This is a genomic window from Streptomyces milbemycinicus (assembly GCF_002154605.1).
In the GTDB taxonomy this organism is placed as follows: Bacteria; Actinomycetota; Actinomycetes; order Streptomycetales; family Streptomycetaceae; genus Streptomyces; species Streptomyces milbemycinicus.
The window spans coordinates 1-13,594 of sequence record NZ_MUNE01000356.1 but is presented as its reverse complement, the minus strand read 5'-3'; the positions used below and the strand labels follow the sequence as shown (position 1 = coordinate 13,594).

4 protein-coding genes are annotated in these 13,594 nt (G+C 73.1%); 2 read left to right on the top strand and 2 right to left on the bottom strand.

Annotated elements, in window-relative coordinates; all coding sequences use genetic code 11:
- Nucleotides 1–3,067 (top strand): type I polyketide synthase (locus CCN51_RS27600; RefSeq protein WP_143675907.1); only part of this gene is annotated, 3,067 nt, incomplete at its 5' end.
- A gap of 13 nt (nt 3,068–3,080) precedes the next feature.
- The gene (gene meiC, locus CCN51_RS27595; RefSeq protein ID WP_014173327.1) at nt 3,081–4,073 is read left to right on the top strand and encodes a meilingmycin biosynthesis spirocyclase MeiC; all 993 of its coding nucleotides are present in this window, start codon (nt 3,081–3,083) and stop codon (nt 4,071–4,073) included.
- 58 nt (nt 4,074–4,131) lie between these two features.
- Here the strand turns inward: meiC and CCN51_RS27590 are convergent, their stop codons facing one another.
- Both CCN51_RS27590 and CCN51_RS27585 read right to left on the bottom strand, forming a co-directional pair.
- Entirely contained in the window at nt 4,132–5,511 is a 1,380-nt protein-coding gene (locus CCN51_RS27590) for a cytochrome P450 (protein ID WP_014173328.1), read from the bottom strand.
- Nucleotides 5,512–5,587: 76 nt separating this feature from the next.
- The gene (locus CCN51_RS27585; RefSeq protein ID WP_245881693.1) at nt 5,588–13,375 is read right to left on the bottom strand and encodes a type I polyketide synthase; all 7,788 of its coding nucleotides are present in this window, start codon (nt 13,373–13,375) and stop codon (nt 5,588–5,590) included.
- Nucleotides 13,376–13,594: the final 219 nt, after the last annotated feature.

The following is a 13,594-nucleotide window of genomic DNA, read 5'->3' as shown; positions in this document are numbered from 1 at the left end:
CAACACCCCCACCCAGACAGGAGACGTGGCGGCCGTCGGGCTGAGCGAGGCCGGGCACCCGCTGCTCGGCGCCGCGATTCCGCTCGCGGACAGCGACGGACATCTCTTCACCGGCCGACTCTCCCTGCGTACGCACCCTTGGCTGGCCGACCATGCCTTCGCCGGCGTCGCGCTTGTGCCCGGTACGGCGTTCCTGGACATCGCCTTGCAGGCCGGGGAGCGCGTCGGGTACCGGCATGTCGAAGAACTCACCCTGCATGCGCCCCTACTTCTCCCGCAGCGTGGCGGGGTCGTTTTGCAAATCAGCGTCGGGGCCCCGGACGGCGAGGGGCGGCGGGAGTTCGCCGCCTACGCGCGGAGCCACGACGACGTCTCGGGTACAGAGAACGCGCAGGGCACCGAGGGTTTGGAGGCCGCGACCCAGTCATGGACACGGCATGCCACAGGCACGCTGACCGCCGCCACACCCCCCGCCGCGGCAGCCGGACCGAAGGCCGAAGCCTGGCCTCCGGGCGAGGCCGACGCTCTGGACCTTGATGGGCTGTACGAGCGGCTGACCGGGGCTGAGCTGACCTACGGGCCCGCGTTCCATGGGCTGCATGCCGCCTGGCGCGAAGGCTCGGACATCTTCGCTGAGGTGCGACTGCCCGAACCGCAGGCCCGCGACGCCGGCCGGTTCGGCATCCACCCCGCCCTCCTGGACGCGGCGCTGCACACCCTCGGCCTCGACCCGGCGCTCAGTGAGGAGCCCGCCGACGCGCCGGAGGGGCAGCGGGCGGCTCGGTTGCCGTTCGTCTGGCGCGGGGTGACGCTGCACCGCAGGGGCGGTGAGGTGCTACGGGTGCGGCTCTCGCCGGGGCCGGGCAATGGAGTGGTGGCCATCGAGGCGACCGACGAGTCGGGGCGGCCAGTGGCCTCCGTCGAGGCACTCGTGCTGCGGCCGGTGTCCGCGGGTGAGGTGCGGGCCGCCCACTCGGAGCATCACGAGTCGCTGTTCGGCCTGGAATGGCCCGCCGTGACATTGCCCGCCGCAGACCCCTCCCCATCCGGCCAGTCTCCCTCCGGACACTCTCCTTCCGATCCCTCGTCCTTCGCCGTCGTCGGCACCGATCCGTCCGGGCTCCCCTACCGGCGCCATGACGACTGGACCGCGCTGCTGAGCACCGTGGAGGCCGATGGCGCTCCGGAGTTGATCGTCGTCCCGTGTGGCGGGGACGAAGACGGTGACGTTGTGGGCGGCGCGGCCGTCCGCACGGCCGTCCGCACGGCCGTCCGTCTCGCGCTGCACCTGCTGCAGTCCTGGCTGGGCGACGACCGGTTCGCGGACAGTCGGCTGGTCGTACTGACGCGTGGGGCGGTCGCCACCCGCCGGGAGGACGACGTCACGGATCTGCCCGGCGCGGCGGTGTGGGGCCTGGTCCGCTCGGCGCAGTCCGAGAACCCGGGCCGGATCACCCTGGTGGACTGGGATGGACACGGCTCCTTGGCCCAGGTGCTTCCCGCGGCGCTGGCCGGTGGTGAGCCGCAGCTGGCCGTCCGCGACGGAGAGGTATGCGTACCGCGGTTGGTGCGGGTGCCACGGCAGGATCGGCCCGCGCCGGCCGACGGGTCGGCCGATGGGCCCACCGACGCGTCAGCCGGCGCGTCGCCATGGGCGCTCGATCCGGCGGGCACCGTGCTGATCACGGGTGGCACCGGTGTGCTGGGTGGGCTGATCGCCCGCCACCTCGTCGTGGCGCACGGTGTGCGGCAGTTGCTGCTGGTCGGCCGTCGCGGTGCGCAGGCCGAGGGTGTACGGGCGCTCTCGGCCGAGCTCGAGGCTGTCGGCGCGACGGTGACCGTCGCCGCCTGCGATGCCGCCGACCGCGAGGCGCTGGCCACCTTGCTGGGCCGCGTCCCTGAACAGCATCCGCTGACCGCCGTGGTCCATGCCGCCGGGGTGCTCGACGACGGCACGATCCCCTCGCTGACACCCGAGCGGATCGACACCGTCTTCCGCTCCAAGGTGGTCCCGGCGCTGCTTCTGCATGAGCTCACACGCGACGCGGACCTGGCCGCGTTTGTGATGTTCTCCTCCGCGGCATCCGTGCTCGGTTCGCCGGGCCAGGGCAACTACGCGGCGGCCAACGCCGTACTGGACGCGCTGGCCCGGCACCGCCGGGCCCAGGGTCGGCCCGCGACGTCGTTGGCCTGGGGGCTTTGGGCGCAGGGCAGCGGCATGACGCGCCATCTGGATGGCACCGACCACGCCCGGATCAGCCGTGGCGGGATGGCACCGTTGGCGACTGAGGAGGCCCTTGCCCTCTTCGACGCGTCGTCGGCGGCCGGGGAGCCGTTCCTCGTCCCGGCCCGGTTCGAGCTCGGCTCGCTGCACACGCGGGCGACCGGCGCCGGGGTGCCGGCGCTGCTGCGTGGGCTCGTCCCGGCCTCCGCCCGCCGCGGCGGCGCGGCCGACCGGGGCGAGGACGGCGAGGACGGGACGGACGTGGGCGTGTCGCTCCGCGAGCGGCTGGCCCGCTGCGGTGGCAAGGAGCAGCAGGGCATCCTCACTCGTCTCGTACGGTCCCACGCCGCCGCGGTGATCGGCCATGCGGGGATCGAGGAGGTGGCGGAGCGGCGTGCCTTCCGAGAGCTGGGCTTTGACTCGCTGACCGCCGTCGAGCTGCGCAATAGGCTCACCACCGCCACCGGTCTGCGGTTGCCCGCGACGGTCGCGTTCGACTTTCCGACCCCGACCGCGCTCGCGGAGCATGTGCGCGCCCTGCTGCTGCGGTCGAACGGGAACGGCGCCGGGGCGGACGGGACCTCGGCCTCGGACGCAGGCGAGGAGGAGCTGCGGGCCGCCGTGGCGTCCATTCCGCTCGGCAGGCTCCGGGAGGCCGGTCTGCTGTCTGTGCTGCTGGAGCTCGCCGAGGCCCCTGGCGGCCTCGGAGGCGGCCTCGGGAGCGTCGGGGTCGCTGCCGTCCCCGCCGCGCGTTCCGCGGAAGGCCCCGGCTCGATCGACGAGATGGACATCGACAGTCTCATCGGCCTGGCGCACGGCGACCAGCCCGGCTCGGACTCGTAGTGAGGAGCGATACATGACCGATCTCGTCGACGAAGACCGGCCGGAGGCCGTCGGCCGGGCCGATACCGTGCGCGGCCTGCGGGTGTTCACCCTTCCCGTAACACTGTGGGCGTGTGTCGGCGCGCTGGTGCTGGGGCTTCAGGTGTACGTGTTCGCCGCCTGGCTCGCCGACAGCGGCTACCGCATCGGGAAGGCGCCCCCGGCCAGGGGCGGTGGGGACTCGGAGCGGATCGCCGATGTGCTGATCCCGCTGCTGTCCGTGGTGGGAGCGGTGGTCCTCGCGGTGTGTCTGTACCGGCGGTGTCGGGCCAGGAGGCGGCTGACGTTCGACGCGTTGCTCTTCATCGGGCTGCTGTCGGCCAGTTGGCAGAGTCCCTTGATGAACTGGATCAATCCGGTGCTCGCGTCAAACGTCAATGTGTTCGGAGCGGTGGCCTCGTGGGGGCCGTATGTGCCCGGTTGGCAGGGGGCGGGGGCCCACCAGGAGGCCGAGCTGCCGCTGGCGACCCTGAGCATCTGTATGACGGCCATGATGGCCGCCGTGGCCTGCGGCAAGGGCATGGGTCTTGCCGCCGCCCGGTGGCCGCGGCTGGGGCCGGTCCGGCTGATCGCGCTCGGCTTTCTGCTCGTCGTGCTCCTCGACATCGCCGAGCCGCTGGTGTCCTTCGCGGGCGTCTCCGTGTGGACGCGGGCAGTGCCCGAGCTGACCATCTGGAGTGGGCACTGGTATCAGTTCCCGCTGTATCAGATGGTGGCTTCGGCGCTCTTCGGCGCCTCTTTGGGGGCCGCGCGCCACTTTCGCAACCGGCGCGGCGAAACCTGTCTGGAGTCCGGGGCGGCCCTCCTACCGGAGGGCCCGAGGCCATGGGTCCGGCTGCTGGCGGTGGTGGGCGGGGCCAACATCAGCATCGCCCTCTACACCGGCGCACACATCCTGTTCTCGCTGATGGACGGCGCTCCCCCGGACCGGCTCCCCGAATTCTTCCGTCCGGCGGCCGGCTACTGAGACCGCCGGCACCGCCCGCGTACCTGATGTCCCTGATGTGCGTGATGTACCCGGCCTGTCATCGACTCACCTGCGGCGCCTCATGCGGTGAGCGCTCCGCCTCGTCCTTGTTCCGGCTCCTGGGCTCCACGACCATACGGAGCGGCCGGGGGACCACATGGGTGGCCAGATGGCTCGCTCGGACACTGCGCCCGTCCGCCGGGCGCAGCCGCCACCGGGAGGCGATGACGGCGACGGCCACCGCGGTCTCGGTCTCGGTGAACGCGTCTCCGATGCACTTGTAGACACCTCCCGAGAAGGGGACCCAGGCACCCTTCTTGACCCGCGTGGCGTTCTGCTGGGGGTCCCAGCGGTCGGGGTCGAACCGCTCGGGGTCCGGGTACCAGCGGGGGTCGTTCTGGAGGGCGTAGGCGCTGTACATGACCTCCGCGTCGACGGGGATCTCGTGGCCGCCGAGGCGCACCGACTCTCGTGTGCGCCGGGCGCCGACCCATCCCGGGTACTTGCGCAGGGCCTCTTTGACGAGCCGCTGGGTGAAGACCAGCCGGGTGAGGTCCTGGGAGCTGGGTGGCCGGCCGTCGAGGACCGTGTCGAGCTCTTCGTGCAGCCGTCGTTCGAGGTCGGGGTTCTGGCCGAGTTCGTAGAAGATCCACGACGCGATGGCGGCGGGCCCGCCGATTCCGGTGATGGCCAGGCCCATGACCTCGTCGCGGATCTCCTCGTCGGTCAGGCCGGTGCCGGTGGCGTCCGTCGTCCGCAGGAGCGTCGAGAGCATATCGCCGTGGTCCTGCCCTTCGGCGCGGTAGGCGGCGATGGTCTCCTCGATCACGGTTCGCGCCGGGGGCAGTTGCCGGTTGCCGGGGGTCGGCAGCCGTCGGTAGATCCCGGGCAGGATCGCGCTCATTCTGGCCACGGTCAGGATGGCGTTGCCGGTTTTACGCAGTTCCGCCTCGGCGTGTGCGGCACGTTCGGAGACGAACAACGACTTGGCGATCATTGCTGTGGCCAGCTCGGTCATGACGGGCACCACATCCACCACGTCCTGGGCCGACCAGGAGTCGGCCGTCTCCGTGGCGGCCGAGCACATGGCGGACACGTAGCTGCCGAGCCGTTGCCGGTGGAAGCAGGGCTGCATCATGCGGCGCTGGCGCCGGTGGGGCTCACCGGTCGTCGCGACGAGGATCGGTCCGATGAAGGCCAGCGCCTTGGCGTGTCCGGCGCCTCGTGTGTAGGCGTGTGCGTCGGTCACCAGCAGCGACCGCACCAGATCCGGGTGGGTGGCCACGTAGACGGGCTTGCGACCGAGCCGGATTCTGACCAGGTCTCCGTGGTCGGCCAGGGAGGACAGGAAGTCGAGCGGCCGCCGGGCCAGTTGGGGCAGGTGGCCCACCACCGGCCACGAGCCCGGCACATCGGGGACTTGGAGAGGGGCAGGCATCACTGAACTCCTATCAGGCGTCGGCCGCTACCGGAGAAAATGAGGATATGTAGCCACCAACACCCCCAAGAAGCCCCTATCCACCCCAGCCTGCGGTCTCCCGCAGCCACTGATCGACGTGGCGGGCGGTCGCCCCCGCGTGCTCCTCCAGCATGGTGAAGTGGTCCCCGGCCACGTCCATGACCGTGTGCGGCACCCCCCAGACCGGCGGTGACTGCTCCCCGTCCCGGCCCCGGATGAAGAGCGCCGGGGTGTCGATCTGCGGCGGTGTCCAGCCCGAGAAGATACGGAAGTAGCCGCCCATCGCGGTGAGCCGGGTGTAGTCCACTTCGACGAATTCGGTGACCCGGTCGAAGATCTCGCTGGTCAGCGCGGAGGCGACGGGTGCGATCCCCTCGTCGGGCAGATAGGCGTCCATGGCCACGACCGCCTCGGGGCGGACCCCCAGGCTCTCCAGGTGGCTGGTCACGCTGTAGGTGAGCCAGCCGCCCGCGGAATGCCCGGCGAGGGCGAAGGGCGCACCTTCGGTGAAGCGCAGAACGGCTTCGGCGAACAGGTGGGTCACGGCGTCGACATCGGCCGGCAGCAGGTCGCCCACGAGGAAGCCCGGTGCGGGCGCGTACCAGACGTCGCGCAGACCCTGGAGCGCGGAGGCGAAGCGCGAGTACTGGTACGCGCTGGAGATCGCGGCCACGGTGGGGAGGCAGATCAGCGCGGGCGGGGTGTGCTCGGCGGCCTCGCCTCCCGTTGTGGCGTCCTCCGCCGCGACTTGGGCGAGCCGTACGAACTTCGGTGCCACCTCGCCCGAACCGACGCGGAAGGAGGGCCGGAAGACCGAGGCGGCCGACAGCAGTTGCATGGCTTCGTGGATGCGTCCGGTGTCGTGTCCGACCCAGAAAAGGGACTCGACGGTGTCGGCCGAGGGTCCTTCACGATGGGTTGGGCCGGGTACGCGACGCGGGGTCGGTCGTGCCGCAGCGGCGTCGGCCTCGATGTCCAGTCGTTCCCCCATGTGGCGGGCCAGTGCGCCGGGGCTGGGGTGGTCGAAGACCAGAGTGGTGGCGAGGCGCAGGCCGGTGACGGCGCTGAGCCGGTTGCGCAGCTCCACCGCCGTGAGGGAGTCGAAGCCCAGCTCACGGAACTCCTCCCCGGCCTCGATGGTTTCGGCGGCGTCGTGGCCCAGGACGGCGGCGGCGTGGGTACGTACCAGCTCCAGGAGGGCGCCGGTGCGCTCGGTGGCGCCGGGCAGTGCGGCGAGCCGTTCGCGCAGTGCGGCAGGCGTCTCGCCGCCCGTGGCGGTGGCGTCCGTGGCCGAGGTGGCGGTGGCCGCTCGGCGGGCGGGCGCCCGGACCAGGCCGCGCAGAATGGCCGGGAGCCCGCCTGCCGCGGCCTGTGCGCGCAGGGCCCGGAAGTCCAGCGGAGTGGCCAGCAGTACGGCCTCGTCGACCGTGCCGGCGGCGTCCAGGAGGACGAGCCCCTGTTCGTCCGTCAGCGGCGCCAGGCCGCCCCGGGCCATACGGGCGCGGTCGGTGGCCCCGAGGCGCCCGGTCATACCACTGTCCCGGGCCCACATCCCCCAGGCCAGGGACTGTCCCGGCAGGCCCAGCGCGCGCCGGTGGCGCATCAGCGCGTCGAGGAAGGCGTTGGCAGCCGTGTAGTTGCCCTGGCCGGGACTGCCAAAGCTGGCTGCGGCCGAGGAGAAGACGACGAAGGCATCGAGGCCGACGTCGCGGGTCAGCTCGTGCAGATGCAGCGCGCCGATCGCCTTCGGCCCCAGTACGGCGTCCATGCGGTCGGCCGTCAGCGAGGTCAGGATCCCGTCGTCGACCACGCCTGCCAGGTGGATCACCGCGCGGAGCGGATGCCGGACGGGAATGCCGCTCAGCAGTTCGGCAACCGCGTGACGGTCCGCCATATCGCAGGCCCGGACGGTGGCATCGGCACCCAGGCGGGTCAGCTCGGCCACCAGCTCGGGGACGCCGTCCGCGGCCGGTCCACGGCGGCCGGTCAGCAGCAGGTGACGTACGCCATGAGCGGTCACGAGATGCCGGGCGACCAGCCGGCCCAGGACACCTGTGCCGCCGGTGATCAGCACGGTGCCGTCGGGGTCCCAGGTGCGCGGGGCGACGGCCTCCGCTGCGGTCCGCGCGTCTTCGCGGTCCGCAGGATGGTCCTCGGGGTGGTCCGCGGGGTGGTCCGCGGGGTGGTCCGCGGGGTGGTCCGCGGGCGGTACGGCGACGGCGACACGGCCCACACGGGGCAGGTGGACCGTACCGTCCCGTAGCGCGAACTGTGGTTCGCCGGCCAGCAGGGCTTCGGGCAGGGCCCGCTGGGAGCCGGGCCGCCCGTCGATGTCCGCCAGCACGAACCGGTCGGGGTGCTCGCTCTGGGCCGAGCGAACCAACCCCCACACAGGGGCGTACGTCAGGTCCGGCACCCCGTCCGCCGGTGTCGCGGCGACCGCGCCGTGCGTGACGAGGGCCAGTCGACAGTCCACGAAGCGTTCGTCGTCGAGCCAGCTCAGCAGCAGCTCCAGCGTGCCGTTGGCCGCCTGGCGCAGCGCTTCCGGGGTGACGGTGCTCGAGTCCGTGGTGGTCGGGGGGATCGGGTCGAGGTGGTCGCCGGGCGGGTCCTGGCGACCGGGCTCCTGCACCCGGCAGGGGAACACCACCATGTCCGGGGACAGATCGCCGCGGGAGACGGCCTCGCCCAGCGCGGCCAGGTGAGGATACGTCCGCCACTCCGCCCCGGCCTCGTCCAGCGCCCCGGCCAGGCCCGGCACCTCGGGTCCGACGAGGGCCCATTGGCGCCGGCTGACCGGCGCGGTGGGGGCGACGGACCGCGGTGTCCACTCGAGGCGGAACAGCGATTCGTGGTACGCGGTGCCCGCCGCCCTCAACCGCTCGGCGGTGACCGGCCGGAAGGCCAGGGACCGCGCCTGGACCACCAGCCGCCCCGAGCCGTCCGTGGCCCGCAGCGCGATGGTGTCCTGCGCCACCGGTGTCAACCGGACCCGCAGCGCCGAGGCGCCGACGAGGCCGACCGTCACCCCGCCCCAGGAGAACGGCAGTCGGCCGAGCTCTTGGGCATCCGGCCCGGGCGCGGTGTCGAGGCCGAGCGCGACGGGGTGCAGCGCCGCGTCGAGCAGCGCCGGGTGCACGGCGTACCGTGCGGCGTCCGCCGCACGTTCCTCGTCCAGCGCCACCTCGGCGAAGAACTCGTCCCCGTGCCGCCACGCGGCCCGCAGCCCCTGGAAGGCGGGCCCGTAGCCGAGGCCCACGCCTGCCAGGTCGGCGTACCAGGTGGTCAGGTCCACGGGTACGGCGTCCGGTGGCGGCCACGCCTCGGTCGTCTCATGAGCCATCTCATGGTCCGCTGCCTCGTGCTCCGCCACCCCGCCTTCCGCCGGGCCCGCCGCTCCGCCGAGCGGGTCGCCGCCGCGGGTCAGCGCCCCGGTGGCGTGGCAGGTCCAGGTCTGATCCGCCGCCAAGTGTGTGTCGTCGTGGCGGGAGGAGAGGGTGAAGGGGCGTCGGCCGTCCGGGGTGGGCGCGCCGAGCAGGAGCTGGAGGACCACCGAACCGCGCTCCGGCAGCACCAGGGGCACCTGCAGGGCCAGCTCCTCGACGCTGTCGTAGCCGGCCTCGTCGCCCGCGCGGAGGGCCAGCTCCAGGATCGCGGTGCCCGGGAGCAGCACGGTGTCGAAGATGGCGTGATCGGCCAGCCAGGGGTGGGTGCGCAGCGAGAGCCGCCCGGTGAACAGCAGCACCTGGGATCCCGCCAGTTCCACGGCGGAGCCGAGGAGGGGGTGGTCGGCGGCGCTCAGGCCGGCAGCCGACAGGTCCGCCGCCTGGCCATGGGTCCTGGGCCAGTAGCGGCGCCGGTCGAAGGCGTACGTCGGCAACTCGACCCGGCGTCGGCCGACCGTCCCGGCCGGGCCGGGGCCGATGACCGCCGACCAGTCGACGGCCACGCCGTGGACATGGATCCGGGCGAGGGCGGTGAGCAGGGTGTGGGCCTCGGGCCGGTCCGGGCGCAGCAGCGGTGCCGACACGATCCGGTCCACCGCGGGCGCGGCGCCGGACACCGCTGCGGACTTCGCGGCGCGCTCTGCTGCCGGGTCGCCTTCCGGGTCGCCTTCCGGGTCGTCCTGGGCGAGGGCGGACAGCGTGCCGTCCGGGCCCAGTTCCAGGAAGGTGCTGACGCCCTGTGCCCGCAGCCACACAAGTCCGTCGTTGAACCGCACGGCGTGGCGGATGTGCCGCACCCAGTACTCCGGGTCCGTCAGCTCGCCGGGACGGGCCAGTTCTCCGGTCAGGTTCGACACCAGGCCGATGGCCGGTTCCGTATACGTCAGCGAGGCGGCGACCTCTCGGAACGCGTCCAGCATCGGCTCCATCAGCGGGGAGTGGAACGCACGGCCGACTCGCAGCCGCCGGGTCTTGCGGCCCCGCGCGGTGAACGCGGCAGCCACGTCGTCGACCGCGCTCCGCTCCCCCGAGACCACCACCGCCCTGGGCCCGTTCACCGCCGCCACCGACACCAGCGCCTCGCGTCCCGCCAGGGCCTCCGCCACCTCGTCCTCGGTGGCCCGCAGCGCCACCATCGCCCCACCGGGCGGCAGCTGCTCCATGAGCCGGCCGCGCGCGGCCACCAGCAGCGCGGCGTCCCGCAGGGTGAGAACCCCGGCGACATGTGCGGCGCTCAGCTCGCCGAGGGAGTGGCCGACCAGGAAGTCGGGGCGTACGCCGAAGGACTCCAGCAGCCGGAACAGCGCCACTTCGACCGCGAACAGAGCCGGCTGGGCGTAGCGGGTACGGTCCAGCAGGGCGGCCTCGTCCGTACCGGGCGCGGCGAACAGCAGCGGGCGCAGCGGACGGTCGAGCCGGGTGTCAAGCTCGGTGACCACAGTGTCCAGGGCGTGGGCGTACGCCGGAAAGGCGGCGGCCAACTCCAGCCCCATACCGATGCGTTGGGTACCCTGGCCGGCGAAGAGCAGCGCGAGCCCGGCGTCGGTTCCGGGCCGTGGCGCGCCCGCCACCAGACCGGTTGCGGGCACTCCGGCGGCGAGCGCGTCCAGGCCGCGTACGAAGCCCTCGCGGTCCTCGGCCACGACGACGGCGCGGCGCTCGAACACCGCCCGCTCGGTCACCAGCGCCCGCGCGACCTCCATGGGCCCAAGGTTCTCCTCCTCGGCGGCGAACTCCCGCAGCCGGTGTGCCTGGCCCCGTAGCGCCCTTTCGGAGCGCGCCGACACCACCCATGGCACCACCGTCGACACGGCTGCCGCATGGCCTCCGTCCCGTTCCTCGTTCCGGTCCTCGTCTTCCGGCACAGACTCGGGCCCGGGCTCCTCGGGGGCCTGTTCCAGGATGACGTGGGCGTTGGTCCCGCTGACCCCGAAGGAGGAGATCCCCGCGCGCCGGGGGTGTCCGTTCCGGGGCCAGGGCACCGGCTCGTTCAGCAGCCGCACCTGGCCCGAGGACCAGTCCACGTGCGGCGACGGGTCGTTGGCGTACAGGCTCGGTGGCAGCAGGTCGTGCTGGAGTGCCAGCACCATTTTGATCACACCGGCGACGCCCGCCGCCGCCTGTGTATGGCCGATGTTCGACTTCACCGACCCGAGCCACAACGGCCGGTCCTCCGGACGGTCCTGGCCGTACGTGGCAAGGATCGCCTGCGCCTCGATCGGATCGCCCAGCGTCGTCCCCGTCCCGTGCCCCTCCACCGCGTCGATGCCGGTGGCGGGCAGATCGGCGTTGGCGAGGGCCTGGCGGATCACCCGTTGCTGGGCCGGGCCGTTGGGCGCGGTGAGCCCGTTGCTCGCGCCGTCCTGGTTCACCGCGCTGCCGCGTACGACCGCGACCACCCGGTGTCCCAGGCGCCGCGCGTCGGAAAGGCGCTCCAGCAGCAGTACGCCCACGCCCTCGGACCAGCCGACCCCGTCGGCGGCGGCCGCGTACGCCTTGCACCGGCCGTCGGCGGCGAGCCCGCGCTGGCGGGAGAACTCCAGGAAGGCGGCCGGTGTGGACATCACCGTCGCCCCGCCCGCCAGCGCCAGTGAGCACTCGCCGGACCGCAGCGACTGACACGCCAGGTGCAATGCCACCAGCGATGAGGAACACGCCGTGTCCACCGTCACCGCGGGGCCCTCGAACCCGAAGGTGTACGCGAGCCGGCCGGACAGCACGCTGCCGGAGATCCCGGTCAGCGCGTACCCCGCCAGCTCCGGCCCGCCCTGCCGCACCACCTCGGCGTAGTCCTGGAGCGCGAGCCCGGCGAACACGCCGGTGCGGCTGCCGCCCAGCGACCTCGGATCGATTCCGGCCCGCTCCAGGGCCTCCCAGGAGGTCTCGAGCAGCAGGCGTTGCTGCGGGTCCATGGCCAGTGCCTCGCGGGGGCTGATGCCGAAGAACCCCGCGTCGAAGTCCGCCGCGTCGTAGAGGAAACCGCCCGTTCGCGTGTACGAGGTGCCGGGGCGCTCCGGATCCGGGTCGTAGAGCGTTTCCATGTCCCAGCCCCGGTCGGCCGGAAACTCCGCGATGGCGTCCTTGCCCGAGGCCAGCAGCTGCCAGAACTCCTCCGCGGAGCGGACACCACCGGGGAAGCGGCACGCCATCCCCACCACCGCGATCGGCTCATCCGTCCCCACTGTCTCGCGGGCCACAGGCGCGGCCGAGCCGGTGGCGGTCCCGCCGCCGAACAGCAGCTCGCGCACGCCGCGGGCGAGCGCGGCCGGGTTGGGGTGGTCGAAGACGACGGTGGCGGGCAGTGGCAGACCGGTGGCGATGTTCAGCCGGTTGCGCAGCTCCACGGCGGTCAGCGAGTCGAAGCCCAGTTCGCGGAAGGCGCGCTCCGGCTCCACGGCCGCCGGCCCGTCGTGCCCGAGGACGGCCGCCGCGTGCGTACGGACCAACTCGACGAGCGCCCGCAGCCGCTCGTCCGCGGCCAGTCCGGCCAGCCGCGCGCGCAGCGCACCGTCGGGCTCGCGACCGGCGTCGCCTCGGACGAGTTGCCAGGCTTCGCGCGCCTCGGGGATCTCGCTGATCAGGGGGTCGAGCCCGGCCTCGGTCGCGGTTTCCACCAGGTGCGGCCAGTCGATGTCGGCGACGGTCAGGCAGGTCTCGCCGTGGTCAAGCGCCTGCCCCAGCGCTTCCAGGGCCAGCCGCGGGTCCATGGCCGCCACACCACGGCCACTGCGCGGCCGGGCCGCCTCGGCGCCCGCTGTTCCGTTCTCTCCGGCGCCGTCGACGGCCCAGGGGCCCCAGGTCATGCACAGCCCCGGCAGTCCCAGGCCGCGGCGGTGGCGCACCAGGGCCGCCGCCTCGGCACAGGCGCCGTGTCCCGGGGCCCCGAGGAGCGGCGCGGCCGACGAGAACACCACGAACGCCGAAAGGTCGGTGTCGCGTGTCAGCTCGTGCAGATTCCACGCCCCCGCGATGCCGTCGTCCCCCTGCGCCGTATGCACCACGGCACGCAGGGGATACTCCTCCGGGATGGCGGTCAGCAGTTGCGCCAGCGCTTGACGGTCGGCCGGGTCACACGCCGCCGTTGTCACCCGGACCCCTGCCTCGGAGAGTTCGTCCGCGATCCCGAACCCGTCGCCGTTCTCGTCGAGGAGCAGGAGGTGTTCGGCGCCGCAGGCGGCCAGCCACCGGGCCGTGTGAGGGCCCGGCCCAAGGGCACCGCCGTCGATCAGTACGGTGCCCTCGGGCCGCCACGCCCGCTCCGCCACCGCCCCGGCCAACGGAGCCCGCACCATCCGGCGTACGAACACCCCCGAGGTGCGCACCGCGCACTCGCGCTCGTCGCCGTGGAGGACTCCGATGAGTCCGTCGACGACCCTGCGGTCCGGCGCGCCTGCCACATCAACCAGCCCACCCCACCGCTCCGGAGCCTCAAGCCTTACCCTCCGGGCCGCGTCCCACGCCCTGGCCGACGCTGGGGACCCCGGCTCGTCGTCGCCGTCGAGCGACACCGCCCCGCTGGTCACACACCACAGCCGAGCCCCCGCATCCGTTTCGCTCAGGGCCTGTACCAGAGCCCGCTGCAACGACTCCGACGCCTCGTCATCCGCGAGCAGCAC

Excerpts from the sequence above, each read along its gene's own strand:
- CCN51_RS27590 (WP_014173328.1), bottom strand. The coding sequence starts at position 5,511 with ATGCCTGCCCCTCTCCAAGTCCCCGATGTGCCGGGCTCGTGGCCGGTG.
- meiC (WP_014173327.1), top strand. The coding sequence starts at position 3,081 with ATGACCGATCTCGTCGACGAAGACCGGCCGGAGGCCGTCGGCCGGGCC.